Origin of the sequence: Parabacteroides faecalis (assembly GCF_022809355.1) — a bacterium.
Taxonomy (GTDB): Bacteria; Bacteroidota; Bacteroidia; order Bacteroidales; family Tannerellaceae; genus Parabacteroides; species Parabacteroides faecalis.
Window position 1 is genome coordinate 1 of the sequence record NZ_JAKZMM010000042.1, and the last position, 25,234, is coordinate 25,234.

A 25,234-nucleotide genomic window follows, 5' to 3' on the forward strand; every position below is an offset into this window, starting at 1 on the left:
AAAACGGACAATTTGAACTCAATACTGAATTTGCGATGACTGATTCCTTTCTTTCCCATTGCTTTCTCTTTTTTTGTTAAATGGGTGTAAAGTAAATCTGTAGCATGACAATATATCTTTGTAGTGTAGAAAAGGAAACATACTCTTATTTTTGTTTAAAGCAAAAATAAATGATTATATCAATCTTTTATTACACTATTATTAATATTATCGTTAAGCCCGGATGTTATATGCCGGGCTTTTTTATTTATAAGAGATGTAGCTATGAAATACTCTTTCTTGAACTTTCCAACCAATGTTTATGCGATATGTGTTTTAAAACTCCCGAGAATCGGGAATGATTCCAATTACTTTCGTTTTTAATATTCGTTACTTCTGTTTTGCCGGTGTAATAATGTTGTATCTGGTATTATAAATACGGGTTTTTGTACAATAAAATGTGGATTTGGCGCATAAACCGGACATGGATAGGACAAAGTCATGAACTTTTTCTATCTTTGCTAAGTTATTGATTAAAAAGGATCAGAATAAGAACAAATTAAAAACATATGAAGAAAAGATTTACATTGTTATCAACTGCTTTATTAATGGGAACTTCGCTTTCGGTGTTTGCACAAGAGCAAGCTGGTTTGGTTGATAAGGCAGAATGGAAAGAAGGGAATTATTTCTATTTAAAGTCGGCTAATTCTTATTTGGCGTTAGATGCAGAACGAACAGACTCTGTTCTTGTTAGAAATAGTGCAGGAGAAACAAAAGATGAAATAGATTTGGCTTTGTGGCAGATAAAGAAAGTAGAAACGACTGCTGGTGGCGATGTTTATCAATTCACGAACAAAGCTACAAAGGCCGTTTTATCATTCTCTACAAAAGCAAATGCAACTACGGTTTTGGATCCATCAGGTGTTTCTCAATGGACATTTACTGGCGGTAAGATTGTTGGTTATTATGGTGACAGTAAAACGTTGGCCTTGTCTGTTTCGGATTCCAAGTTGACTTTAGCTTCAACTGCGAATAATAGTTTTACGGTAGAACTTCCTATTTCGAATTATCTGCTGAAAGCAAATGAATTAGGAGATGGTATTTCTACATTTATCCTAAATATGGGTGGCAATTATACCGGTGATATCTTTAAGGACAAGGAATTGGTTGCTACGAATTTAACGGGTGAGAATAAGGATTATATGTCTTTACAGATCAAAGGGGATGAATACTTTGATGATGGAAAAGCCAAATATTTAGGAGTTGATACACTTTATACAGAGATCTCGGGAGCTAAGAATGCCTTCGGGTTTAAGTTTGTTGCCGATTCTACATATAAAGGACCGGCAGGTGGTGGTACACATACGTGGGGAAATGAAGCGTTCCAGAAGTTTAAGTTTACGATTGACTTGAAGAACGATTCTGTTGCCATGTTTGTTAAGCAAGCTCCATCATTGACTTCAGAGAATAAATATAGTGGAAATGATGTCCAAGTAGTCTATGCTACATTAGGAGATAACAAAGTACTGACGGTTAGTGAAACGAATCCTTTACAAGGTACAGCTCCGTTTATTACAACCCGCCGCGGAACTCCAGTTACATTGGCGAACGGCTCAGGTGTTTATTTCCTGAAGAATGTAGGAAAGACTGCTAATGCTGGTAAATATCTGTATGGAAATGAGGATAAAGATGAAAAATATGAATATGTTTCTGAAACTCCTTCCGTTTATAATCCAGACGGACAATGGTATGTAAAGGAAGAAAACGGTAAATATAGTATTGTAGATCGTTTGAAAGGTACAACTTATGCGTCTAACAGTGAAATCTTTGCTGTTAATGGTGTAAGTGGTGCTTATACGGTAGCAGGAAGAACTGATACACTTTCATTTGAATATCAGCCGAAGGTGGATTTGAAAGATAAATATCTGGGTTCTCTTTATTTTACAGAGGCTGAATTGAAAGAAAAGGCGATCCAGTTAAATCTGCAGGCAGTTGATGGAGTTGTTGTTCCGATTTCGGTATCAGATTCTGTTTTATTTGCTGATACTGAAGAAGATGCTAAAATCTTTGGTTTGGAAGTTAAAGAGAAAAGCGTTGTAGGTGGAGCCAAAGTTTTGGGTGATACATTGTATGCTGTTTCTTACCATTTAAAAGACCAATTTGGTGATCGTTATTTGGTGAAAGACGAGGAATCCAAATCATTAATCGTATCAGCATATCAGCAGTCAATATTAGATGTAGTATTTGAGTCTACTAAATATGGTGATACTTATGAAATGAAGGTAGGAGATGAATATGTAACTTATAATACAAAATCAAACTTGTTATTATTAGGAACTTCTGAGGAAGCCTTTAAATTCAAGGTCGATATCATTGACGCTCCGCAATATGAAACAGTAGAAAGTTCACATCTGCGTTTCGGGTCTAATGGCAAATACTTGACAATGAATCCACTTACTTTGTGGGCTGAGTTAAAGAACGAAGGTCAGGAAATTACAAAAGCGGATTATACTGCTGATAACTTCTCATTCAAGATTGAAAAGGCAGATACGGTTATTCCGGGTAAACCTGTTTATTTGATCTCTACTTGTATGATTGGTGCAGATGATGAAACTTCGGATGTTCGCTATTATCTGTCAGCTATTGATACAGTACAGCATGAGGGAAAGAATCGTTTAGGATTTATTCCTTCAAATGATACAATCCGAACATCCAAGAATAGTCCGGCTTACTTCTCTTTGAAGAAGAATGAAGACGGTAGTTTGTGGTTGGAAAATATCAATGTAAAGGGTGGTGCATTCGTTTCACAGATTGCCAATACTTTGGTAATGTCGAATACGGGTATGAACTTCTCTGTAGAAAAGGCTTCTGCTCCAACAGCAAATGAAGAAATAGAAGCTCCTACATCTGTCGTTGTTGCTGGTGGTCATAATTCAGTAACTGTGATGAATGCTAAAGACAAGAAGATTGTCCTGACGGATATCTTAGGAAAGATTGTCGGTAACTATTTGGTAACAAGTGATCGCTTTACCGTTCCGGCTTCTCGTGGCTTGCTGATTGTTGCTATCGAAGGAGAAGTTGCTCAAAAGGTAATTGTGAAATAAGGTTTATACATAAATCGTCATAGTAACAGGAAACGGTGTAAATCCATTACGGATTTATGCCGTTTTTTTATGATGTTTATTAAAGTTTTTGGTAAAATAAAAACGACCTTCCAGATAATTCTGGAAAGTCGTTGAAATAGTTTGTATCTTATGTTGCTCAAGTATTGAGGCGTTCTACATTCTTTACACCTTTGACAGTCTTGAGTTTTTTAGTCAGTTGATTTAATGTCGTCGTATCTCTTACCTGAACGGTGAAGTTTCCCTGGAATAATCCATCGACGGAATCAATATGTAAAGAGCGTAAAGAGACATTAGTTTCCTTGCCGATGACAGAGGTGATGTTGGTAACAATGGCAATGTCGTCGCGACCCACTACGCGCAGAGTAACGATATATCCGTTGTCGCCTTTTCCACTCCATTTGGCACGGATGATCCGATAGCCGAAACGGCTGAACATCTCCTGTGCATTTGGACAATCCATGCGGTGTATTTTAATACCTTGAGTAGAAACAAATCCAAACACTTCATCACCATAAATCGGATTGCAACATTTGGCCAGCTTGTATTCGATACCGGTCAGGTTTTTATCGATTACCAATACATCTTTGTTGGTTGCTATCTCTTCCGCTTCGGTCGTAGTAACGAACTCTTCCGCGCTTCTGGCAACCAGATGTTCTTGCTGTTCGGTTTCTTTACGGATCAAATCCAAATACTCATCGATAATGACATTCGGATCCAAACGCTCTTCGGCTATATCAACATAAAAGTCTGTTACGGTCTTGTATCCTTTCTTCTTGATATAACGCATGAGCGAAGCCTCTTCCATGTCGATCTTTCTGTTCTTGAAGCGCCGTTGCAACATCTCTTTGGCAAAATCGACCATCTTGGCCATTTCTTCCCGCAATGCCTGTTTGATTCGTACGCGGGCTTTTGAGGTAACGACGAAATTCAACCAGTCCCGTTTGGGCGATTGAGTCGGCGAAGTGACAATGGAAACCGTATCTCCATTGTTTAATTCATATTTGATAGGAACATTTTTCCCATTTACTTTGGCCGATACGCATTTACACCCCAGCTGAGAGTGGATAGCGAAGGCAAAGTCCAGCACGGTTGCGCCTTTAGCCAGTTTGATCAGTTCCCCGGTTGGAGTAAAGACATAGATTTCATCTTTATACAAATCCATCCGGAAATCTTTCATCAGATCCAGTGGATTGGAATCTTTTGCTTCCAAAGCAGCCCGCACTGTATTCATGAATTCATCCAAGCCTTTTTCGGCCTTGACTCCTTTATAACGCCAGTGTGCCGCCAGACCCTTTTCTGCTATTTCATCCATTCGCTTGGTTCGGATCTGCACTTCTACCCATTTATTCTCCGGACCCATAACCGTAATATGCAGACTTTCGTATCCGTTCGATTTTGGAATGGAAATCCAGTCTTTTAATCGTTTGGGATTTGGCTGGTACATATCTGTTACAATCGAATATACCTGCCAACAATCGGAGCGTTCTTTTTCAAGAGGCGTATCCAAAACAACCCGGATGGCAAACAAATCATAGATATTCTCAAAGTCCACCTTTTGCTTTTTCAGCTTGTTGTTGATGGAATGAATAGATTTGGTACGTCCTTTGATCTCAAACTTAAACCCTGCCTGTTCCAGCTTTTCTTTCAGCGGAGCAATGAATCTGGCTATATAAGCGTCGCGCGAACGTTTTGTCTCATTCAGCTTTTGCTTGATATAATCGAACTGTTTCCGGTCGATATACTTAAGAGACAAATCTTCCAACTCGCTTTTTATTTTATAAAGTCCCATTCGATGCGACAATGGGGCATATAGATAGGCTGCTTCTGTTGCCAGTCGGATACGGTCGTCTTCTGACAGTTTTTTCCCGAGTCGCATCATACAGAGGCGGTCGGCAATCATGATGAGGATGACACGCACATCTTCGGCAAATGAGAGTAACAGATGGTGGAAATTCTCCGAATTGACAGCCGTATTTCGAGCGTATAAGTCGGAAGTACGAAGCAAACGTTGAATCATGAGCGTGATGTCTTCCCCAAATAACTCTTTTACTTCCTCGTTGGTAATAACACCTTTGTAGACGGGACGGTAGAGTAACAGTGCCAGTACAGATGTCCTTTTCAGACCTATTTCAGTCGTTGCGATCAGTGCCGTATCAATATTTCTGAGCAGGCCATTGATTCCGTTCTTGTCTCTTCCATAACATTCTTTGGCTACAACTTGCTTCATCAGGTTCTTCATCTTGGAAATATCGTCTTTTTCCAGGAACGAATACAGGTTACGTAGCAGTAATCTGTATTTGGTGAAGAATTCTTTCTTTTCTTCTGGTGTAAAAAATGGTAATGTCTCCATAAGCTTTATGCTTTATTTTGCCCATTTGAGGACAAGTACGGTAAAACGTGTTGTAAAAGTATCTTTTTATTTTGAAATATCTATGATATTATTGTCGGTATTTTTATACATTTGCGTACTAAGGATGAAGAAAAAATATTTTATTCATAAAAATAGTGTACTATGTTAAACGCGAAAGACTTGGAGCAATTATCTGAAAAAGGTATTTCACAAGAGAAAATTGAGGAACAGTTATCCTGTTTTGAGAAAGGGTTTCCTTTCCTGGAAATAGAGGCATCGGCTTCTGTTGAAAAAGGAATAAAGGTGATTCCGGCAGAATCTCAGCCGGCTTATATGGCTGCTTGGGATGCTTATCTGACAAAGAACAAGCGTATTCTTAAGTTTGTCCCGGCGTCGGGTGCTGCCAGTCGTATGTTTAAGAATCTGTTTGGATTCCTTTCTGCCTACTACGATGTTCCTACAACAGACTTTGAAAAGAAGTTTTTTGCCGATATTCGTAAATTCGCATTTTATAAAGCATTGAATCAGAAATGCCAGGAAAATACGGGAAAGGATATTCCGGCTTTAGTAGCCTTGGGTGAATATAAGAAAGTCGTTTCAAACTTATTGGAAAAGGTCGGCTTGAATTATGGTTCTTTGCCTAAAGGTTTGTTGTTGTTCCATACTTACCCTGAAACTTTCCGTACTGCAATGGAAGAACATTTGGCTGAAGGTGCCATGTATGCCAAGAACAATGCGGGTGAGGTAAATATTCACTTTACAGTTTCTCCGGAACATCAGGCTTTGTTTGAACAGTTGGTTGCAGAGAAGAAAGATGCTTATGAAGATAAATTCTCTGTGAAATATGATATTTCATTCAGTGTTCAGAAGCCGAGTACGGATACAATTGCTGTCAATATGGATAATACTCCGTTCCGGGATAAAGATGGCAAGTTGTTGTTCCGTCCGGGTGGTCACGGTGCATTGATCGAAAACCTGAACGATGTAGATGCTGACGTTGTATTCATTAAGAACATTGATAATGTGGTTCCGGATAGTTTCAAATCAGCAACTATCATCTATAAGAAATTAATTGCAGGTGTTTTGGTCAGTCTGCAAGAGAAGATCTTCAAATATCTGGAATTGATTGATACCGGTAAATACACACATGATCAGATTGAAGAAATGATTCATTTCCTGCAAAACGATTTGTGTACCCGGAAATCAGATATCAAGTTGATGGAAGATGCCGAATTGGTTCTTTACATTAAGGATAAATTGAATCGTCCATTGCGTGTTTGTGGTATGGTGAAGAATGTAGGAGAACCAGGTGGTGGTCCGTTCTTAGCCGTTAATCCGGATGGTTCTGTTTCTTTACAAGTATTGGAAAGTTCACAGATTGACATGAATGATCCAGTCAAGAAAGCCTTGTTTGAGAAAGGAACTCACTTTAATCCTGTTGATCTGGTTTGTGCAATTAAGAATTACAAGGGCGAGAAGTTCAATTTGCCGGATTATGTAGATAAGAATACTGGTTTTATCTCTTATAAGAGTAAAGATGGTAAAGAATTGAAGGCTCTTGAGTTGCCAGGCCTTTGGAATGGTGCTATGAGCGACTGGAATACAGTCTTTGTAGAAGTTCCGATTGAAACATTTAATCCAGTGAAGACTGTAAACGATTTGCTTCGCCGTGAACATCAATAAGACGCGTTGCTGAAAGCAGGTTTTCCGGATGGTTTGATCCGGAGATACATATACAGATCTGGAAGTTATGCAATCTATACATATTTGCATTTGCTTTCAGATCTGCATTTTTTGTGTGTAGTGAATGTTTTTATGAATTATAAAAGATAGAAAGAGAAGTATAGATGTTGATATTGGTTGTAACAATTTTCATTGTCGGATATTTAATGATTGCATTTGAACATCCGATAAAGATAAACAAGGCAGCTTCAGCCTTGTTGACGGGAACGATTTTATGGATTTTGTATGTGATGAACGGTCCCGAATTTGATTCTTTGGTTTCCAGTGATGGATTTAAGGCTTTTGTTCAAGATCCACAAGTGGCTTCTTTGTCGTTGATGGAACAATGCCAGCAATATATCGTCAGTCATCAAATATTGGTAAGTATCGGTGAGATTTGTCAGACATTGATATTTCTGGTCGGTGCCATGATTATTGTGGAATTGATAGATGTGCATGGCGGTTTTGAGTTTATTACCAATCGGATCACAACGCGGAAGACCAAGCCTTTGTTGATTATGATTTCTATCCTGACATTCTTTATGTCGTCAGTATTGGATAATTTGACAACGTCTATCGTGATGATTATGCTTATTCGGAAGATCATAGCCGATCAGAAAACCCGTTGGTTCTTTGGTAGTATGATTGTGATAGCTGCAAATAGTGGTGGCGCTTGGTCTCCGATAGGCGATGTAACTACAATTATGCTGTGGGTCAAAGGAAACATATCGACTGGTGAAACTATTCCGCATCTGATCCTTCCCAGTCTGGTGTCGATGTTTGTTCCGATGTTGTTAATGGCCAGACAGATGAAGGGTAGTGTTACATCTCCTGAACAAACGACTCTTGCTTTAGAGAATGAAGGTCAAGCGAATAGTCCGGAAGAGTTTTTTGCCTTAGCGCATCGGGAACGTTTGTATATCTTTGTTTTGGGCATACTTTGTCTGTTGTTTGTACCGGTCTTTAAAATGGTGACTCATTTACCTCCTTTTATGGGTGTAATGGTAGGTGTTAGTATTTTGTGGTTCTTTACTGAGTTTATTTATGGTAAGAAAGAATCATTGGAGGAAGACCGCAAGTTGCGTGTATCGAAGGTCGTACATCGGATTGATGGTTCAACCCTTCTTTTCTTCTTAGGTATTTTATTGGCTGTTGAAGTACTGAGATATACAGGTATTTTAGGCGCTTTTGCTTCATGGTTGGATACTTCTGTCGGAAATGTCTTTATTGTAAATATGGTTATTGGTACGCTTTCGGCAGTAGTCGATAATGTTCCTTTGGTGGCAGGTGCGATTGGAATGTATCCGGTAATGACGGAAGAAGCCGTTGCAGTCAGTGCAGATCCGGTTTATTGGATGAACTTTATACAAGATGGAACTTTCTGGCAATTCCTGGCTTATTGTGCCGGTGTAGGAGGAAGTATGCTGATCATCGGTTCTGCAGCAGGTGTTGTAGTTATGGGTTTGGAACAAATTAGCTTTGGCTGGTATTTGAAGAAGATTACCGGAATGGCTTTCTTGGGTTATTTAGCCGGAGCTTTGGTATATATTCTTCAATGTACGCTTATATAACGGAAAATGATTGCTATAGCAGATAGTGGTTCTACCAAGACAGAATGGTGCTTGGTCGAGAAAATAGGTCAGATTCATTCCCGGTGTTTTACGCCGGGAATGAATCCTTATTTCCAGTCGGAAGAACAAATGACAGCCATGATTCAGCAGGTTTTGTATCCGCAATGGACTGGATTGGTGATTGATGCCGTTTACTTCTATGGGGCAGGTTGTGCTTTTCCCGAGAAGAATGTTTTGGTAGAAAAAGCGATTCATTCCTGTTGGTCTGTTCCGGTGGAAGTGAACAGTGATCTGATGGCAGCCGCTCATGCCTTGTGTGGAACCGACACAGGTATCGCTTGCATTTTGGGAACAGGTTCCAATTCTTGTCTGTATGATGGGAAAGAGGTAAAAGAACAGATTTCTCCTTTGGGATTTATTTTAGGTGATGAAGGCAGTGGTGCCGTTTTGGGGAAACTGTTAATCGGAGATTGTTTGAAACGCCAATTGCCGGCTTCGCTATGTCAGGAATTTATGGAAACTTACCAACTGACGCCGGCTTCTATTTTGGAACATGTTTACAAGAAGCCTTTCCCGAATCGTTACCTGGCCAGCTTTGTTCCATTCTTGAAAGAGCATTTGGATGTAGAGTCGGTTTTCCAATTGGTTTATCGTAGTTTTGATGCCTTTATCCGGCGAAATGTAATGCAATATACGGGACATGACCGATATCCGGTTCATTTTGTAGGTTCGGTGGCTTTTTATTTTCAGTCGGTATTACGGCAAGTCCTCGAGAAATATGAGCTGACGCCGGGAAAGATAGAGAAGGCTCCTATGGACGGTCTGATTTTATATTATAATAAGGTAAGGAAATGAGTTTTCAGAAAATAACGGAACAAGAATCGTTGTATCATGATTTGGAGAAGAAATCGGTACACGAACTATTGACGGAGATTAATCAGGAAGATCAGAAAGTGGCATTGGCTGTACAAAAGGTGATTCCACAGATCGAGAAATTGGTGACAGGTATTGTTGAGCGGATGAAGCAAGGTGGACGACTGTTTTATTTAGGTGCCGGGACAAGCGGACGATTGGGCGTTCTGGATGCTTCCGAAATTCCACCGACTTATGGAATGCCTAATACGTATGTGATCGGATTGATAGCCGGTGGTGAGAAGGCTTTGCGGAATCCGGTGGAAGCAGCTGAAGACGATGCGTTGAAAGGCTGGAAAGAATTGTGTGAACATCAGGTTTCTTCTCGGGATGTTGTGGTGGGCATTGCTGCTTCAGGCACGACGCCTTATGTGATCGGAGCTTTACATCTGGCGCGTCAGGAAGGGATTTTGACAGGCGCGATTGCCTGTAATCCGGATTCTCCGATAGCGGCTGAGGCTGATATAGCCATTGAACCGATTGTTGGTCCGGAGTATGTTACAGGTAGTACACGGATGAAAAGTGGAACGGCCCAGAAGATGGTATTGAATATGATCAGTACGGCTACGATGATTCAATTGGGAAGAGTCAAGAACAACCGGATGGTGAATATGCAACTGACTAACCAAAAGCTGGTTGATCGGGGAACGCGGATGATTATGGATGAGTTAGGTTTGGATTACGATACGGCGCATCATTTGTTGCAATTGCATGGTTCTGTTTGTGAAGCTGTTGATTCTTATCATCGGGAGTGGCGTTTGAATCAGTGATATTTTGTATATTTGCGCGTTAAATCATAATGAAATGAGTTTCTTATCAAAATTATTCAAGAAAAATACACCGGAAACAACTGAAGAAACGACGAAAGGTTCTGTTGAAGAGTTCGTTTCACTGATCCGGGTTTACTATCAGGCTGTCATGGCCGTTAACTTGGGAGTGACGAATCTGAATATGCTGGCTGATATGGCTTTATTCAAGCGTATGCTGAAGATTCCGACTCAGAATAATAAATTAGGTGTTGCTGAAAAGGCACGTGTCCGCAAAGTCCTGATGCAGGATTATGGATTAAACGAAACATTCTTCAAGGAAATAGATTCGTCGGTGAGGAGATGTTGTAAGACTCAGAACGATATCAAGACCTATTTCTTTATGTTCCAGGGTTTCTGTAATGATTTGTTCAGTCTGTTGGGTAATCTGATGCAATGGAAGTTCCGTTTGGCGCTGTTGTTGAAGAAGATGCTTTACGCACAGACTGTAAAGACAGTGCATGAAATCATGACACGTTCGGAATGGAACGATGTCAGTGTGCAGAAAGCCGCCTGGAGTGTTCGTAAGTATGCTCAGTCTTTGGGCTATTCAGAACAATGGGTAACAGACTTTGTCTATAATGTGGTTCTTTTGGCTCGCGAAGATCAGAAGAAACAGGCAAAAGAAGGAAAGAAAGACGCATGAAAGAAACCGTAGCCGAGAAGCATCCGCTGGGATTCTTTCTGCCGGAAAATACACAGTTGCTGATGTTGGGGAGTTTTCCTCCGCCTCAGCAACGTTGGTCCATGAATTTCTACTATCCGAATATACAAAACGATATGTGGAGAATTCTTGGACTTTTATTTTATGCGGACAAAGACTTCTTTTTGGAAGCGCCCCGGAAGTTCAGTGAAGAGAAGTGCAAGGCTTTTTGCCGGGAAAAAGGTTTGGGAATAGGCGATACCGGTGTAGAAGTGATCCGTCAGAAAGGAAATGCTTCGGATAAGTTCCTTGAAATTGTCCGACCGATTGATTTGGAACAGGTATTGGGTCAGATTCCACAATGCCGGGCCATTGTGGTTACCGGACAAAAGGCAATGGATACGCTTTTGTCGGTCTTGTCGTTGTATGTTTCTGTCGAAGAACCGGCAGTCGGATCTTGCTCTTCTTTTGTTTGGCAAGGAAGAGATATGAAACTATTTCGTATGCCTTCTTCATCGCGGGCATATCCGAAGCCATTACCGGAAAAAGCGGCTATCTATCGGAAAATGTTTGAATTACTAGGTATGTTGCCTGCAGAGGAAAAAGAAAAATGAAATTTTCTGATAATTTTTTTGCCGAAACGCTTGTCAGTTTAAAATAAAGTCGTACCTTTGCAACCGTAATTGAGAACGGTACTACCGAAGCGATTACAAGACATAAAAATCGGGATGTAGCACAGTTGGCTAGCGCGCCACGTTCGGGACGTGGAGGTCGGAAGTTCGAGTCTTCTCATCCCGACTATTAAAAGGCTAAATATCTACCAATTAGATATTTAGCCTTTAGTCTTTTTATCCGGTTTTGCTTTGCGCTGGTCATATCTTCTTTCTATTTTGCCTTTGTTTGATATGAGGAAAGATTTATGACGTCCTGGATGTTGCGGATAATACTGATGATGGCAAAGCTGATGATTCCGGCAATGAAAGCAAGAGAAAGCAAACGGCTGTTTTGTTCAAGGAATGAAAGTCCCTTGATTTCCGTTTCGAGTGAGAAGGTAAATGCCGTTTCCGGGAGCATGAGGATAAAGGCAAACAAGACACTGCTGCACAGAATTCCCAATACGAAGGCGACAATCACCAGATATTTATACCGGCGAATTTGTTTATCCTGTACTTGCTTGATGTATTCGACTGCATCCAATCTTTGATTCAGCTTTTCCATGAAGCATTCGTTACTTTCAAGGCTGGGCTTGTAGTCTTGAAATATTTGTTCTAAAATATCTTCCTTTTTCATTCCCTTTTGATTTTTAGTTTGAGTTGTTCTCTTCCGCGCGACAACTGTTTCTTTACGGCATCTACACTGACGTCAATGATGACACTGATTTCTTTGATAGAATATCCTTTCAGGTAGTATAACAGAATCGATGTACGTTCTTTGGCAGGCAGACTGGCTATCGCTGCATATAAATCTTGATAGGCAAACGAACGGTCGGCTGCCAAAGATAAATCGGGAGTAGAGATGGCTTCGTCTAATGTATCCCAATCTCGTTGTACCTTTTTTCTGTCCAGAAAGGTATTGTGGGCAATCTTGTAAAGCCAGGCATTGAATTTCCCTTCATCCTGATAGTGACTTACAGACAGATATGCTTTTACCAAAGTTTCCTGAGCGATGTCATTGGCTTCTTCCCGGTTTCCACAACAGAGAGCCAGCAGGAATCTTCTTAATGATTCCTGCTCACGGCTTACCAGTTTTATGAATTCTTCTCGGTTCACTTTTGTTCTTTTTCCTCAGACTCCAATTCTTTTGCCAACATTCTTTTACTGATAAAATAAACGATCAGAAAGGATATGCCTATTCCTAATGAAAGTATACTTATGAAATAAATTTGATAGATATCCTTTGGATCACTTCCTCCTTTATAATCTATCCAAAAACCAACACCTAAGAATGAAATTCCTATGGCTATGAATACACATGCGCAAAGGAGTTTTTCCAAAAGTTCTTTTTTAAGAGATTTTTTGGGTGGATTGAGTTGCTTGATGAATTCTTCAATATGCAAATTGGGATTTTTCTCCAATGCGGCTAAAATGATTTCGGTACGTTTGTTGGTGTCGTTGGTTTGTTTGCGCATGATTAACCATACGATCAGAACGGGCAGGACGACACAAATACCCAATGAGATAATAATACTTGTATAAGCGATCATAATGCATCTATTTTTTATTCGTTAAACATCTTGTTTTTGGAACTAGTTCATTTGTATAACGAATGTTGCAGGCGAAAGGTGACATGCTGTTCGTTTATTTTTTCCCTGAATCCTATTTGTTTTTAATTTTTTGACAGATGTGCTAAAGCTTTTCCATAGTTGTGCTAAAGCTTTACGACTAATATGGAAAAGCTTTTTGACAGCTGTCAAAAATATAAAATGTAGGCAATTTTATGCTCCGGGATAATGAGAATACGATTATTTCTCCGTAGGATAAAAATCGGCCGGCTTTTCGATGTGGATCCGTTTCCTGGTAGTGGGATGATCAAACTCCAGGAGTTCGGCGTGTAAATATAGGCGGTCCGATTCTCGGCCGTAAAGTGTATCGCCTTCGATCGGGGCATTTAATCCGTCGGGATGTGCGGCATGAACGCGCAGTTGGTGCGTGCGTCCGGTATGCGGATAGAAGGCAATCCACGTTTGATGGGCACTCCTTTGGAGCACTTCATACGTAGTGATGGCGGGTTTACCTAAGGTTTCATGGACGATTTGCCGCGGACGATCCAGTGGATCGGGGCAGATGGGCAGAGAAATACTTCCTTTATCAGAACTGAGGATGCCATCGAGCCGAGCGATGTATCGTTTGCGGATGGTCCGGTTCTTAAACTGTGCCTGCAGATGTTGGTGAACTTCTTTTTTCTTGGCAATCAGCAACAGACCGGAAGTAGCCATATCCAGACGGTGAACTATCAGCGGACCGGTGGCTTCGGGATATTGCTTTCGTGCCCAGTCGTAAACAGAAAAGTTGGCTTCTTTCCCGGGAACCGACAACATGCCCGCCGGCTTGTTGACGACCAGCAGGTCATTGTCTTCATAAAGAATCTCCAAAGAAATATCGGATGCAACCGAGGTCTGGACCGATTGGAAGGTAACCGGCAGGCCGATCAGCATGTGTTTGAGGATCGGTTCGCATTTCCCTTTGCAGGCAGGGTAGAAGTAACCATGCCGGCGTATTTCTGTTTTTGGAGAATTGCCCCACCAGAATTCAGCCATCGCAATCGGACGAAGCTGATTCAAATAGGCATATTGCAGCAGTTTGGGTGCAGCACATTCGCCTGCTCCGGCGGGAGGAACTTGCTGGGCTGTCGGTGCAAAGATTTCACAAAGATCTTTTGTCTCTCCTCGGGCATTTAACAGATTAAACTGGGCGAAAAGCCGGAGCTGAAGGGCTGCCGACCGTTTCTTCCGTTCTTGCTTCCGTTGCTGGATTTGCTTTTCATACTCCAGGATACGCGTTTCCAGTTGGGTGAGTTCGGTTTTCCATTTTCGTTCCAGCCGTTTATATTCTGCCTTTTGGAACTGACTTTCTTGGATGAGCCGGGCATCTTCGTCGGCTGTCAGACCCGTTTCGCGGAGGCGTGCCCGCCGTTCTTTTTCTGTTTTCAAGAAGGTCTTGGCGGCTTGCAATACTTGAGAGGCAGCCGTCTGCTGTTGCTGCAGTTCCTCTTTCCACGACAAATAAGCCGGATTGTGTTGCATCGTTTCGAGTTCATGGTTGATGGCTGTAATCTGTTCTTCTTCGATCTTGAAGAATCCGTCGGGTTGCAGTAAGTCATAGACCGGCGGAACAAAGTAATCGTGGTTGTTGGAATGGGCCAAATTCCCGGAGAAAGCTGCTAAGAAACCGATTTCTCCGGTGGGTTTCCGCACAACCAGCACACCAAACATTTTCCCTTTTTCCAGTTCTTCCCGCCAGTCGTCTCGTGTTTCCAGATAGGCTTGTACCTCTTTTGTCGCCAAAAGACAAAGCGGATGTGGGGTATAATGGAACGGATTAGTAAACGTTTCCGGCAGTTCGATACCGTCGGTCGGGGATTGAAAGGTGTGAAATTTGCTTACAGACATGATAGATCGCATTGAAAACAGCGCTACAAAAGTAATCAACATCACGGGATATAAAGACATCAGCTTGGTGCTGTTAGATTTTTTTGTACATTTGGTCCGATAAAATAAGGAGGAAACGATGAAACAAGAGACTGCAATATTTGCGTGCGGCTGCTTTTGGGGCGCACAATATCAGTTTGAACATGCCAAAGGAGTTATTGATTCGGTAGTCGGTTATATGGGCGGAGATAAGGAACATCCTACTTATCAAGAAGTAAAAGCGCATACAACGGGTCATGCCGAAGTGACGAAGGTCGTGTTTGATGCCGACCAGACATCCTATGTTGATTTATGTAAGCTGTTCTTTGAGATTCATGATCCGGCGCAAACCGACGGACAAGGTCCGGACATTGGTCCGCAATATCGAAGTGAAATCTTTTATCTGAATGAAGAACAGAAGAAACAGGCCGAAGAAGTGATAGCCTTGCTCCGGTTGAAAGGCTATGAAGTGAATACACGCCTTACACCGGCTTCAGCTTTCTGGGAAGGAGAGGAGTATCATCAGCATTATTATGACAAGACGGGTGGAGAACCTTATTGCCATATCCGGACAAAGAAGTTCTGAGATACGGAAGATGTGGTACTAAAAATAAATCCCCAAAGACTTCGTGCCTTTATTGGGTTTAACACGGAATCTTTGGGGATCTTTATCTTAATCTGCCTTTGTCAATACATGGAAACGTCTCCACAAGCATAATCCCAATGTGGTGAGACTGATCGGGAAACCGAACCAGACACCCAATGCTCCTAAGTTGAGGATAAAACCACAGATATAACCGATCGGCAGAGCGAGTCCGAAGTGACAAACCAGCGCCATCTTGGCCATGTATTTGACATCAGTCAGTCCGCGCAAGGCATTGGCGAAAAGAATCTGCAAACCGTCTCCGAATTGATAGAGCATCATGGGCCAGCAGAAGAGAGCTACCAACTTTACGACTTCTTCTTCCGGAGTAAATAAATAACCGATACGTGTGCGGAACAGCAGTAAGAAAGCAATGAAAAGCAGGGCACAGGTATTGATAATCACAAATCCGGCCTGAGCCGCCTTGCGTATTTCCTGATTGTTCCGGCTTCCGTTGAAATTACTTACCCGAATGGATACAGCCGCTCCGATACCATAATAAAGCATAAAGCCTAACGTTGTAATGACACCGCCTACCTGGTAAGCCGCCAGAGCCGTACTGCCAATCCATCCCATCATAATGACACTCAGACTGAAAGATCCGGTCTCTACGCCCATTTGGAAACCGACCGGCAAACCCAAGCGTACCAGATTTCGGATACTTTCCCGGTTAATGACGCTTTGTTTGAATCCTTTGACGTATTCCGCATATTTCTTTCTCCGGCAAAAGAGCCAGCAGAATGCGGCTAGCGTCAGGATACGGCTGAAAAGCGTTGATATACCGGCACCTGTCAATCCTAACTCCGGAAATCCGCCATGACCGTAAATGAGAAAGTAATTCCCGATAATATTAACTACATTCGCACTCAGCATGACATACATCGGTGTCAGCGTATCAGTCGTTCCGTCGCTGAATTGCTTGAACGAATTGAACAGCATGGTGAAGACAACCGAGAAGAGTTGCAGAATATAATACGGAATGATATATGGATATAACTCTTTCGGTTGGTTGAGCCAGTCGAGGTTGAAGAGCAAAAACAGCATGCAAAGGCTTAACAGAATACCGACGATGAAGTTAATCGCCAGACTATTTTTCAGCGTAGCGCCTACTTCGGCGTATTGTTTTTGGGCAAACAGCCGACCGACAATGGGAGTCAGTCCGTAAGAAAAGCCCATTCCGAAGATGAAAGCCAGGTTGAAGAAGTTATTCACGAACGAAGCTGCCGCCAGTTCCTGCGTACTGTGGTGGCCCACCATGATATTGTCGGCAAAGCCTACAATAATAATGCCCAGCTGTCCCAGCATAATTGGGACACCCAGGCGTATAGTCTCTTTATAATGATTCATCAGACGGAATTAACCGATTAGTTCAACGGATGTAATTACCACGTTCTCTGTCGGGCGGTCTTGTTTGTTTGTTTTTACGTTTTGAATGGCTTCAACCACTTCAATTCCTTTTACCACTTCACCGTAAACGGTATATTGGTTATCCAGGAAAGGAACGCCGCCTTCCGTCTTGTAGATTTCGCGCAATTCTTTCGGGAGTTTGGTTTCGTCTTTCCGCTTTTCGGCTTCCAGTTCTGTTTTTCCGATTAGCGTATCACGCAAGATAGCCAGTTCTTCCTTATTGCCGCTCCGGTAATATTCCATGATTTTCGGTTTGTTTTCAGCCTGCAAGCGGGCGAAGATAGATTGCTTCAGTCGGTTTTCTAACTGCTTTTCCATCTGGTTCAATTCTGCTTCCGAATACTTTTTCCCGGTTACGATATAGAACTGTGAAGCCGATGAGGCACGTTCCGGATTCACTTCATCGCCAGTACGGGCAGCGCACAGAGCGCCTTTCTTATGGAAGTATTTCGGATAATTGAATTCTGCTGGAACCGTATAACCCAGATCACCGGCGCCTAAAGATTTGTTCATCGGCGCATCCTTCGAAGTTACATCACCGCCTTGGATCATAAAATCCTTGATGACGCGGTGAAACAACAATCCGTTATACGTACCGTCTTTTACCAGCTGGATAAAATTATCCCGGTGCTTGGGTGTTTCATTGTATAATTTCAACTGGATGTCACCCATCGAGGTGTGCATCAGCACTTGCGTTTCGTTCATTTGATTTTCCATTCTCTTTATTTCTCTACTATTTTCATTGATTTAATCTTTATATTCTTGAGCGGACGGTCTTCCGTATTGGTCTCAACCATCTGAATCTTGAATACCGTCTTCATGCCACTTACGACTTCTCCAAATACCGTGTATTTGTCGTCGAGGTCCGGACGTCCGCCTTCCAGCATATAAGCCTCGCGTTGTTCGGCTGTAAACTTCTTGTTCTGTTCCTTCTCCATCTTGTCCAGTTCCATCTCGGTAAAGAATTTCCCGGTCACGATGTAGAACTGCGAAGCCGACGAGGCCCGTTCCGGATTTACATCATCGCTTGTCCGGGCCGCACACAAAGCACCTGCCTTATGGAAATGCTTCGGATAAACAATCTCAGCTGGAACTGTATAATCCGGATCACCGTCACCCAGATGTTTGTCTGCCGGCGCATCCTTCGAGTTAATATCGCCTGCCTGAATCATGAATTGCTTGATCACGCGGTGGAATAACAGGCCATTGTACAGGTTATCCTTCACATTCTTGATAAAATTATCCCGATGCAAAGGCGTATCGTTATACAATTTCACCTTGATCTTCCCCATGTCGGTGTCGATTTGCACCAGAATTTCCTTCTCCTCCTGCGCCTTTGCCTCTGCGAAAGGAACAGACAAAGCCATCATGGCTATCAGCAAACTTGTCAATAGGCGTTTCATCATCATCTTCTTGAATTATTGATTAGTAATTTGAATTATGCGAACAAAGGTACAAAATAAAAAGGAATGGCTCAGCGCTCTGCCTTGTTTTTGTGGTGGAGAAGTATTTCTGTCTTTGTGTTAATCTTATGACGTGGCATCAGAAAACGTGTTTTTCTTTTTGTCTTATTCATCATTAATCATATCTTTGCGCTTATAATAAAGAGTAATTATATGAGAGACTATCAGTTAGGCTTTATCTCTAATGAGAATATATTTAATCATGTGAAAGAAACGGTAGAGTTGTATCGTAATCACATTAATCTGAAAGAGTTTAATAAAAATATTATTGATCCTATCAAGTTGACTTTTGATTCAAAGGTATATGGAAAAAGCCTGGAAGAAATCATTGAATCAGAATGTATCCGCCAAATAGACAAAACCAATACCAATCATATCGGGTATTTTCATCAGAATCTGTTTAAATATGCTGGTAATGGTTGGGAAGTTCCGACCACTGGATTCGACATTATTAATCCGCAACTGCATATCTTTGCAGAATTGAAAAACAAGCATAATACGATGAATAGTCGTGCCGCAGACAGTGTTTACCGCCACATGCAGGATAAAATCCTTCATGATGACCAAGCAGTGTGTATGTTGGTAGAAGTGATTGCCTCGAAGTCTCGTAATGAAAAGTGGCTTTATGATGGTTTGTCTCATGAAAAGATACGTCGTGTTTCTATCGATAAATTTTATAGTATCGTTTTTGGTGATGATGATGCTTTTTTCAAATTGTGTCGTGCATTACCTGATGTGTTGGATGATGTTATTGCTGAATTACAACGAGGTTCCATAGAAAATAGTGTTTATGAAGAACTTCATCAACTTTCTCCTGATACGTTCAAAAGTCTTTATTTGCTTGCGTTTAAAACTTATGATGGATTCCAAAACTTTTGATTTATGCAAAAAATAATATCTGCCTCTAACTTTGCAGACATTATGGGGGTGTCTAAGGCCACTTTGCAGAAGTGGGAAACAAATGGTGCTTTCGTGCCTTCCATTGATCCTGCAGGAAGAAAGTTTTTTTATGTAGAAAAATTATTGGGTGTTCCGGAAATTAGCGATATGGTACAATCTTCATGGGAAGAGGAAATGCAAGTGAATCCATTACGCTCTTATACGTCTATAGAATTGTTTGCAGGAGCAGGAGGGCTTGCTTTGGGACTGGAAAAGGCTGGTTTTTCTCATATCCTATTGAATGAGATAGATCATGATGCCTGTGTGACATTGCAATATAATCGTCCCGAATGGAGGGTTGTGGAGCAAGATGTCAGAACTATTTCTTTCAAACAATTCAATGGTAAAGTCGATTTCCTCTCCGGAGGTTTCCCTTGTCAGGCATTTTCTTATGCAGGCAAACAAGGAGGGTTCAATGATACGAGAGGAACTTTATTTTTTGAGTTGGCTCGTGCCGTAAAAGAAATACAACCCAAAGTGTTTATGGGCGAAAATGTTAAAGGGCTTGCCGCTCACGATGGAGGACGTACATTGGAAACAATAAGAAACACAATTGCAGAATTAGGTTATACCTTGATAGAGCCTCGGGTTCTGAAAGCCATTTTCTATCAAGTGCCTCAGAAGCGAGAACGGTTGATTCTTGTCGCTATCCGGAATGATATTGCTGATAAAGTTCAATTCAAATGGCCGGATCCATATCATCGGATCATGACTTTGCGGGATGCTTTTTTCAAAGGTGAATTATATGATACTGATGTTCCTCCTTCCGAGGGGCAAACATATCCTCTTAAAAAACAAAAAGTGATGGAACTTGTACCGATGGGGGGATATTGGCGCGATTTGCCTCTTGATGTACAAAAAGAATATATGGGTGGTAGTTTTGAATTGGAAGGGGGGAAAACAGGAATGGCTCGAAGGCTTTCTTTGGACGAACCTAGTCTGACTTTGACTTGCGCACCAGCTCAAAAACAGACCGAGCGTTGTCACCCAACGGAAACTCGACCACTGACAGTGAGAGAATATGCTCGTATACAGACATTCCCGGATGAATGGAAATTTGCAGGAACACTTAGTTCGCAATATAAACAAATAGGGAACGCTGTTCCGGTCAATTTGGCGTATGCTGTTGGTCGTTCACTCATCCGACTTTTCAATGATATCGAAAGCCTTTAACTCCCCATACCCCGCTTCTCCCTCAGCTGCCAGGCTGGGGGAATTTTCTTCTATTCCATATGTTTTAAGTGGTTTGGGCTTGAAATGCTCCAGGTAAGTGTGGTTGATGTGGTACTCCATTTCTTGCAATGTCTGTTCGCGGACAGCAGGTTTCAACTGGCATTCCCAGATGGTCATCACCCGCCAACCCATTTTCTTCAGTTTCGCCTTGTCGCGTTCATCCCGTTGCTTGTTCCGTTCGATTTTCTTCTTCCAAAAGTCCGTGTTGCTGTGTGGAATATGGCCATCCGCCTCGTGGCCGTGCCAAAAACAGCCATGGATGAAGATCACGATGCCGTATTTGCGTAATACAATGTCGGGCGTACCCGGCAACTTCTTCACATTCTTACGATAGCGGTAGCCCCGGTGGTACAAGTAGCGGCGGACGATAAGTTCCGGCTTCGTGTCCTTGCTTTTGATCCTCGCCATGACGGCCGAGCGTTTCTTCTTGTCCCAAATATCCATACCTATGTGTCTTTGCTGCAAATTTACTAATTCGAAAGGAAAGCTTGAAGGAATTTTACAGAAGTAAAAACATAATTCGTTGGACAGAATTTCATTTCCCAGATAAAGAAAATCAGATTCGTTGTACAGAATTTCATTTCCTAGATCAAGGAAATCAGATTCGTTGGACAGAATTTCATTTCCTAGATCAAGGAAATCAGATTCGTTGTACAGAATTTCATTTCCCAGATAAAGAAAATCAGATTCGTTAGACAGAATTTCATTTTCTAAATCGAGGAAATCAGATTCGTTGTACAGAATTTCATTTTCCAAATTAAGAAAATCAGATTCGTTGTACAGAATTTCATTTTCCAAATCAAGAAAATCAAATTCTGCCTAAATGGTTATATTTTTTTGAAAGATAGTTGATTATAGAGGGAAAATGTATATATTTATGGCGAACATATAATTTTAGTGTTATGAGTGCAATTTTAAAACCTGAAGAATTTTATTTCCCAAAGCTCAACAACGCCGAATTTGCCTTTTTTGCCGGGCAAATTTGCGCGTATGTGGAAGAGGGGACTGTCGAAGCCCTGCATGCGCCGGAAGAAACCTATCTGGCGTTCTATGGAAACTACAATAAGTTGGTGGAACTGGTCAACCAAAGCCGGATCGCCTCTGAAACGGCCCGGATCACGGAACTGGACAAGCAGGAAGATGATTTGCTGACGTATTTCTTCTCTACGATCAAGACGGGGGCCAATCATCCGAACCCGACGAAGCGGGAGGCGGCGCAAGCCCTGCAAAATGTGGTGAAACCGTATTTCGGCGTGCAGTCGTTGCCCCAACGGCAGCAGGTGCAGGCCGTCGATGGCTTGTTAATGGATTTGAAGAAGAGCGAAAACATCGCGCACATCACGGCGCTGGGAATGACGGAAGATTTGGTCTATTTCGAAGAGTTGAATGGCGAATACCGGGAGCTGATTGACAGCCGTGCCGCCAGCCAAATGGCTAATCCTGCCGAATCGGTCAAATCCATCCGCGAAGAAATGTATGTCCAGTATGACACGATCGTGACGACGATCTTTGCTTTCAGCATCGCTACGCCGTCTGATGTTCTTACGGCTTTCATTACCAAGGTGAACAAACTGATTGCCGATACCAACCAGGCGTATAACCAGCGCATGGCGGAACGGTCGAAATCAACCGAAGAAAACAAGGCTTAATGCCTCGATGCTCCCGGCTCGCAGACGTGCCGGGAGTTTTTTTGTGCCGTGTATTCTCGGTCTTCTTTCCTTTAAAACCAGATAATTTTCCGTATCTTCGCACATCGAAACTCTAAAAATCAAAATCAGTATGTTTTCAGGCATTGTAGAAGAAGCTGCCAAGGTGGTGGCGGTAGAAAAAGATAAAGGGAACATCCATATAACGATGGAATGTTCGTTTGTGAATGAATTGAAGATCGACCAAAGCGTGGCGCACAATGGCGTGTGCCTGACTGTCGTTAAGAAGATCGACAAAACTTATACGGTAACGGCTATCCAGGAGACGCTGGATCGTTCTAATCTGGGACATCTGGTGCCGGGCAGCCTGGTAAATCTGGAACGGAGCATGCTGATGAACGGCCGCTTGGACGGACATATCGTTCAGGGGCACGTCGATCAAACCGCCGTTTGTACGAAGGTGGAAGAGGCCGACGGCAGCTGGTATTATACGTTCGAATATCAATTCGACCAGGCGATGGCACAGCAAGGCTACGTGACGGTCGAAAAAGGTTCTGTCTGCGTGAACGGCGTCAGTCTGACGGTATGTAATTCTAAGGATAACAGCTTCCAGGTCGCGATCATTCCTTATACGCACGACCATACGAACTTCTGCCAGATCGAGCAAGGCACTGTGGTGAACCTCGAATTTGATATCGTGGGGAAATATATCAGTAAGATGATGCAATATAAATAATCCGGAGATGACGAACTTCTTTGATTTAGCAGCCCGGCGGCAAAGCGACCGGGCTTTCGACCCGAACCGTCCGGTAGAGAAAGAAAAAATCCGGCGGATCTTGGAGACCGTCCGCCTGGCGCCTTCGGCCTGCAATTCGCAGCCCTGGCATTTCATCGTGGTGGACGATCCGGAGACGAAGAATAAACTGGCGGATGCCGTGGCGAGCAAAATCCTGGGGATAAACCACTTCTCGAAGCAAGCATCGGTACATATCGTGGTGGTAGAAGAGAAACCGAACCTGAGCGCCGGTTTCGGAGCTTGGCTGAAGGATAAAAACTTCGCCCACATTGATGTTGGTGTTGCTGCCGCCCATCTTGTCCTGGCTGCCGAAGACGAAGGACTGGGCAGTTGTATCCTCGGTTGGTTTGACGAGGATAAAGTACGCAAACTGTTGGGAATACCTTCCGGCAAACGGGTGTTGCTGGATGTCGTGATCGGCTATTCAACGCAACCCGACCGGAAAAAAGTACGGAAAGATTTGGAAAAGATCGCCAGCTGGAACCGCTACGAGTAAGTATTCCCCTAGTCCGATAATCAGATGGAAATAGCAGTCAAGAAAAAAAGGCGGGGATTATTCTATTCCAAGGAAGAAGAACGGATAAACGCGATCTCGCACGCGGCGGGGATTGCGCTGGGGCTGATTGTCTGTATTTGTTTCCTGGCGTATTGTCACCAACACGGCGACGGCTGGGCCACGCTGGGTGTCTGGCTTTACTTCGTAGGCATGGGCGGTTCTTACCTGACTTCAACCCTTTATCATACCTTGCGCCACCACAATCCGCTGAAGAAAAAGCTCCGGCAGTGGGATCATGCCGCAATCTATTGGCATATTGCCGGGAGCTATTCGCCCGTTACCCTCACGATCTTGCGTGAAGAAGGCGTATGGGGCTGGGGGCTGTTCGCCTTTGTATGGGCGTGTGCTCTTATCGGGACGATAGCCAGTTTCCGTAAAATGGAAGAGCATAGTCATGTGGAAACTCTCTGTTTCATCGTGATGGGATTGTCTATCCTCGTTGCTTTTCGCCCCTTGTTTGCCTTGGCCGAGGCCGCTTGCTATTGGATTATCGCCGAGGGTGTATGTTATATCGCGGGTGCGGTGTTTTATTCCTTCCGCCATGTTCGTTATACTCATTCTGTTTTCCATTTCTTTGTATTGGCAGGATCGGCTTGTCATATTGTGGCCGTGTGGAAAGTCCTGGAGCTATGGTTGTGAAGAATAAAAACTGCAGAAACAGCCGAAAAGCTATTCAATTTGTAGTTGTAAAGACAAACGAAGATGTTATTACCTTATTTACAAGAGAACCGGATCGAAGCCGGTTGCGATGAGGCCGGACGAGGTTGTCTGGCAGGTGCCGTCTATGCGGCAGCTGTTATCTTGCCTCCTGATTTCAAGAATGAAATGTTGAATGATTCGAAGCAGCTGACCGAAAAACAGCGGTATGCCTTGCGGAGTGTGATAGAAGAGTCTGCCTTGGCTTGGGCTGTTGGAATCGTTTCGCCGGAAGAGATAGATCAGATTAACATTCTGAATGCTTCCTTTTTGGCCATGCATCGTGCCATCGACCAGTTGAAGATTCGTCCGGAACATCTGTTGATCGACGGGAACCGCTTTAATCCTTATCCCAATATTCCGCATACAACCATCGTGAAAGGTGACGGAAAGTACCTTTCGATTGCCGCCGCATCCATTTTGGCCAAAACATACCGTGATGATTATATGAATCAGTTACATCGGGAATATCCTGTCTATGATTGGGATCATAACAAAGGATATCCGACAAAGAAACATCGGGCCGCCATTGCCGAGTACGGAATTTCGCCTTACCACCGGAAGAGTTATAATCTGTTGGGCAACGGCCAACTGACCTTGGATTTGTTTTAGCCCGATTTC

General features: G+C 42.6%; 24 protein-coding genes and 1 tRNA gene. 16 read left to right on the top strand and 9 right to left on the bottom strand.

The genetic code is table 11. The features are described from left to right. The first annotated feature begins 548 nt into the window (after nucleotides 1-548). A complete protein-coding gene (locus tag MUN53_RS14150) occupies nucleotides 549-3,083 on the top strand; it encodes a DUF6383 domain-containing protein (protein WP_243326096.1) in 2,535 nt (844 codons plus the stop codon). A 157-nt stretch (nucleotides 3,084-3,240) separates the two neighbouring features. Here MUN53_RS14150 and MUN53_RS14155 read toward each other — a convergent pair whose 3' ends face one another. Continuing rightward, complete coding sequence (locus tag MUN53_RS14155; protein WP_243326098.1) at nucleotides 3,241-5,454, bottom strand: RelA/SpoT family protein; 2,214 nt, start codon at nucleotides 5,452-5,454, stop codon at nucleotides 3,241-3,243. 162 nt (nucleotides 5,455-5,616) lie between these two features. On the opposite strand from MUN53_RS14155, the gene MUN53_RS14160 reads away from it, so the two are divergent. The 7 genes from MUN53_RS14160 (at nucleotide 5,617) to MUN53_RS14190 (ending at nucleotide 11,906) form a co-directional block, all read left to right on the top strand. Then, nucleotides 5,617-7,137: a DUF4301 family protein gene (locus MUN53_RS14160; RefSeq protein WP_243326099.1), complete on the top strand. Its 1,521-nt coding sequence runs from the start codon at nucleotides 5,617-5,619 to the stop codon at nucleotides 7,135-7,137. A 164-nt stretch (nucleotides 7,138-7,301) separates the two neighbouring features. Continuing rightward, nucleotides 7,302-8,747 carry a sodium:proton antiporter NhaD gene (gene nhaD, locus MUN53_RS14165; RefSeq protein WP_243326101.1) on the top strand — a complete coding sequence of 482 codons (1,446 nt, stop codon included), beginning with the start codon at nucleotides 7,302-7,304 and terminating at the stop codon, nucleotides 8,745-8,747. A 6-nt stretch (nucleotides 8,748-8,753) separates the two neighbouring features. Then, complete coding sequence (locus MUN53_RS14170; protein WP_243326103.1) at nucleotides 8,754-9,602, top strand: ATPase; 849 nt, start codon at nucleotides 8,754-8,756, stop codon at nucleotides 9,600-9,602. Continuing rightward, nucleotides 9,599-10,429 (top strand): N-acetylmuramic acid 6-phosphate etherase, encoded by an 831-nt coding sequence (gene murQ / locus MUN53_RS14175; RefSeq protein WP_243326105.1) that lies wholly within the window; start codon nucleotides 9,599-9,601, stop codon nucleotides 10,427-10,429. The genes MUN53_RS14170 and murQ overlap by 4 nt, the downstream gene beginning before the upstream one ends. Nucleotides 10,430-10,463: 34 nt before the next feature. Next, nucleotides 10,464-11,111, top strand: a complete 648-nt coding sequence (locus MUN53_RS14180; RefSeq protein ID WP_022454563.1) for a hypothetical protein — start codon at nucleotides 10,464-10,466, stop codon at nucleotides 11,109-11,111. Continuing rightward, nucleotides 11,108-11,722, top strand: a complete 615-nt coding sequence (locus tag MUN53_RS14185; RefSeq protein WP_243326106.1) for a uracil-DNA glycosylase family protein — start codon at nucleotides 11,108-11,110, stop codon at nucleotides 11,720-11,722. Before MUN53_RS14180 ends, MUN53_RS14185 begins: the two co-directional genes overlap by 4 nt. Before the next feature lie 110 nt (nucleotides 11,723-11,832). Then, nucleotides 11,833-11,906, top strand: a tRNA-Pro gene (locus MUN53_RS14190). Nucleotides 11,907-11,993: 87 nt separating this feature from the next. Here the strand turns inward: MUN53_RS14190 and MUN53_RS14195 are convergent. From MUN53_RS14195 to MUN53_RS14210, 4 genes are all read right to left on the bottom strand, one after another. After that, the gene (locus MUN53_RS14195) at nucleotides 11,994-12,398 is read right to left on the bottom strand and encodes a hypothetical protein (RefSeq protein WP_243326108.1); all 405 of its coding nucleotides are present in this window, start codon (nucleotides 12,396-12,398) and stop codon (nucleotides 11,994-11,996) included. Further along, entirely contained in the window at nucleotides 12,395-12,877 is a 483-nt protein-coding gene (locus MUN53_RS14200) for an RNA polymerase sigma factor (protein WP_243326110.1), read from the bottom strand. Before MUN53_RS14200 ends, MUN53_RS14195 begins: the two co-directional genes overlap by 4 nt. Then, nucleotides 12,874-13,311 carry a DUF6249 domain-containing protein gene (locus tag MUN53_RS14205; RefSeq protein WP_243326112.1) on the bottom strand — a complete coding sequence of 146 codons (438 nt, stop codon included), beginning with the start codon at nucleotides 13,309-13,311 and terminating at the stop codon, nucleotides 12,874-12,876. The genes MUN53_RS14200 and MUN53_RS14205 overlap by 4 nt, the downstream gene beginning before the upstream one ends. Before the next feature lie 258 nt (nucleotides 13,312-13,569). Further along, complete coding sequence (locus MUN53_RS14210; protein ID WP_243326113.1) at nucleotides 13,570-15,216, bottom strand: RluA family pseudouridine synthase; 1,647 nt, start codon at nucleotides 15,214-15,216, stop codon at nucleotides 13,570-13,572. Nucleotides 15,217-15,334: 118 nt separating this feature from the next. Between MUN53_RS14210 and msrA the strand changes: the two genes are divergently transcribed. Further along, complete coding sequence (msrA, locus tag MUN53_RS14215) at nucleotides 15,335-15,820, top strand: peptide-methionine (S)-S-oxide reductase MsrA (protein WP_243326115.1); 486 nt, start codon at nucleotides 15,335-15,337, stop codon at nucleotides 15,818-15,820. A gap of 87 nt (nucleotides 15,821-15,907) precedes the next feature. Here the strand turns inward: msrA and MUN53_RS14220 are convergent, their stop codons facing one another. The 3 genes from MUN53_RS14220 to MUN53_RS14230 are packed head-to-tail and all read right to left on the bottom strand — an operon-like array spanning nucleotide 15,908 to nucleotide 18,687. Further along, nucleotides 15,908-17,224, bottom strand: coding sequence for an MATE family efflux transporter (locus MUN53_RS14220; RefSeq protein ID WP_243326116.1), 1,317 nt, complete (start codon nucleotides 17,222-17,224; stop codon nucleotides 15,908-15,910). A 9-nt stretch (nucleotides 17,225-17,233) separates the two neighbouring features. Continuing rightward, nucleotides 17,234-18,001 (bottom strand): peptidylprolyl isomerase, encoded by a 768-nt coding sequence (locus MUN53_RS14225; RefSeq protein WP_243326118.1) that lies wholly within the window; start codon nucleotides 17,999-18,001, stop codon nucleotides 17,234-17,236. 5 nt (nucleotides 18,002-18,006) lie between these two features. Further along, a complete protein-coding gene (locus MUN53_RS14230; RefSeq protein ID WP_394803089.1) occupies nucleotides 18,007-18,687 on the bottom strand; it encodes a peptidylprolyl isomerase in 681 nt (226 codons plus the stop codon). Nucleotides 18,688-18,900: 213 nt separating this feature from the next. On the opposite strand from MUN53_RS14230, the gene MUN53_RS14235 reads away from it, so the two are divergent. Together MUN53_RS14235 and dcm are read left to right on the top strand one after the other, a co-directional pair. Continuing rightward, nucleotides 18,901-19,626 carry an Eco47II family restriction endonuclease gene (locus tag MUN53_RS14235; RefSeq protein WP_243326120.1) on the top strand — a complete coding sequence of 242 codons (726 nt, stop codon included), beginning with the start codon at nucleotides 18,901-18,903 and terminating at the stop codon, nucleotides 19,624-19,626. Nucleotides 19,627-19,629: 3 nt separating this feature from the next. Beyond that, complete coding sequence (gene dcm / locus MUN53_RS14240; RefSeq protein ID WP_243326121.1) at nucleotides 19,630-20,859, top strand: DNA cytosine methyltransferase; 1,230 nt, start codon at nucleotides 19,630-19,632, stop codon at nucleotides 20,857-20,859. Here the strand turns inward: dcm and MUN53_RS14245 are convergent. Further along, the gene (locus tag MUN53_RS14245) at nucleotides 20,821-21,363 is read right to left on the bottom strand and encodes a very short patch repair endonuclease (protein WP_178292203.1); all 543 of its coding nucleotides are present in this window, start codon (nucleotides 21,361-21,363) and stop codon (nucleotides 20,821-20,823) included. The genes dcm and MUN53_RS14245 overlap by 39 nt on opposite strands. 458 nt (nucleotides 21,364-21,821) lie before the next feature. Here MUN53_RS14245 and MUN53_RS14250 point away from each other — a divergent pair, with 458 nt between their 5' ends. The 5 genes from MUN53_RS14250 to MUN53_RS14270 all read left to right on the top strand — a co-directional run bounded on the left by MUN53_RS14250 (nucleotide 21,822) and on the right by MUN53_RS14270 (nucleotide 25,225). Next, on the top strand, nucleotides 21,822-22,568 hold the full coding sequence (locus MUN53_RS14250) for a DUF6261 family protein (protein WP_243326122.1): 747 nt from the start codon (nucleotides 21,822-21,824) through the stop codon (nucleotides 22,566-22,568). A 130-nt stretch (nucleotides 22,569-22,698) separates the two neighbouring features. After that, nucleotides 22,699-23,301, top strand: a complete 603-nt coding sequence (locus tag MUN53_RS14255; RefSeq protein ID WP_243326124.1) for a riboflavin synthase — start codon at nucleotides 22,699-22,701, stop codon at nucleotides 23,299-23,301. Between the two features lie 7 nt (nucleotides 23,302-23,308). Further along, nucleotides 23,309-23,857, top strand: coding sequence for a nitroreductase family protein (locus MUN53_RS14260; RefSeq protein ID WP_243326126.1), 549 nt, complete (start codon nucleotides 23,309-23,311; stop codon nucleotides 23,855-23,857). 24 nt (nucleotides 23,858-23,881) lie between these two features. Continuing rightward, entirely contained in the window at nucleotides 23,882-24,556 is a 675-nt protein-coding gene (gene trhA / locus MUN53_RS14265; protein WP_243326128.1) for a PAQR family membrane homeostasis protein TrhA, read from the top strand. 63 nt (nucleotides 24,557-24,619) lie between these two features. Beyond that, nucleotides 24,620-25,225 (top strand): ribonuclease HII, encoded by a 606-nt coding sequence (locus tag MUN53_RS14270; RefSeq protein WP_243326129.1) that lies wholly within the window; start codon nucleotides 24,620-24,622, stop codon nucleotides 25,223-25,225. Nucleotides 25,226-25,234 lie beyond the last annotated feature (9 nt).

Excerpts from the sequence above, each read along its gene's own strand:
- MUN53_RS14270 (WP_243326129.1), top strand. The coding sequence starts at position 24,620 with ATGTTATTACCTTATTTACAAGAGAACCGGATCGAAGCCGGTTGCGAT.
- murQ (WP_243326105.1), top strand. The coding sequence starts at position 9,599 with ATGAGTTTTCAGAAAATAACGGAACAAGAATCGTTGTATCATGATTTG.
- MUN53_RS14180 (WP_022454563.1), top strand. The coding sequence starts at position 10,464 with ATGAGTTTCTTATCAAAATTATTCAAGAAAAATACACCGGAAACAACT.
- MUN53_RS14205 (WP_243326112.1), bottom strand. The coding sequence starts at position 13,311 with ATGATCGCTTATACAAGTATTATTATCTCATTGGGTATTTGTGTCGTC.
- MUN53_RS14255 (WP_243326124.1), top strand. The coding sequence starts at position 22,699 with ATGTTTTCAGGCATTGTAGAAGAAGCTGCCAAGGTGGTGGCGGTAGAA.
- MUN53_RS14245 (WP_178292203.1), bottom strand. The coding sequence starts at position 21,363 with ATGGATATTTGGGACAAGAAGAAACGCTCGGCCGTCATGGCGAGGATC.
- MUN53_RS14150 (WP_243326096.1), top strand. The coding sequence starts at position 549 with ATGAAGAAAAGATTTACATTGTTATCAACTGCTTTATTAATGGGAACT.
- MUN53_RS14260 (WP_243326126.1), top strand. The coding sequence starts at position 23,309 with ATGACGAACTTCTTTGATTTAGCAGCCCGGCGGCAAAGCGACCGGGCT.
- MUN53_RS14235 (WP_243326120.1), top strand. The coding sequence starts at position 18,901 with ATGAGAGACTATCAGTTAGGCTTTATCTCTAATGAGAATATATTTAAT.
- dcm (WP_243326121.1), top strand. The coding sequence starts at position 19,630 with ATGCAAAAAATAATATCTGCCTCTAACTTTGCAGACATTATGGGGGTG.
- MUN53_RS14160 (WP_243326099.1), top strand. The coding sequence starts at position 5,617 with ATGTTAAACGCGAAAGACTTGGAGCAATTATCTGAAAAAGGTATTTCA.
- MUN53_RS14185 (WP_243326106.1), top strand. The coding sequence starts at position 11,108 with ATGAAAGAAACCGTAGCCGAGAAGCATCCGCTGGGATTCTTTCTGCCG.
- MUN53_RS14170 (WP_243326103.1), top strand. The coding sequence starts at position 8,754 with ATGATTGCTATAGCAGATAGTGGTTCTACCAAGACAGAATGGTGCTTG.
- nhaD (WP_243326101.1), top strand. The coding sequence starts at position 7,302 with ATGTTGATATTGGTTGTAACAATTTTCATTGTCGGATATTTAATGATT.
- MUN53_RS14230 (WP_394803089.1), bottom strand. The coding sequence starts at position 18,687 with ATGAAACGCCTATTGACAAGTTTGCTGATAGCCATGATGGCTTTGTCT.
- msrA (WP_243326115.1), top strand. The coding sequence starts at position 15,335 with ATGAAACAAGAGACTGCAATATTTGCGTGCGGCTGCTTTTGGGGCGCA.
- MUN53_RS14250 (WP_243326122.1), top strand. The coding sequence starts at position 21,822 with ATGAGTGCAATTTTAAAACCTGAAGAATTTTATTTCCCAAAGCTCAAC.
- trhA (WP_243326128.1), top strand. The coding sequence starts at position 23,882 with ATGGAAATAGCAGTCAAGAAAAAAAGGCGGGGATTATTCTATTCCAAG.
- MUN53_RS14210 (WP_243326113.1), bottom strand. The coding sequence starts at position 15,216 with ATGTCTGTAAGCAAATTTCACACCTTTCAATCCCCGACCGACGGTATC.
- MUN53_RS14225 (WP_243326118.1), bottom strand. The coding sequence starts at position 18,001 with ATGGAAAATCAAATGAACGAAACGCAAGTGCTGATGCACACCTCGATG.
- MUN53_RS14220 (WP_243326116.1), bottom strand. The coding sequence starts at position 17,224 with ATGAATCATTATAAAGAGACTATACGCCTGGGTGTCCCAATTATGCTG.
- MUN53_RS14155 (WP_243326098.1), bottom strand. The coding sequence starts at position 5,454 with ATGGAGACATTACCATTTTTTACACCAGAAGAAAAGAAAGAATTCTTC.
- MUN53_RS14195 (WP_243326108.1), bottom strand. The coding sequence starts at position 12,398 with ATGAAAAAGGAAGATATTTTAGAACAAATATTTCAAGACTACAAGCCC.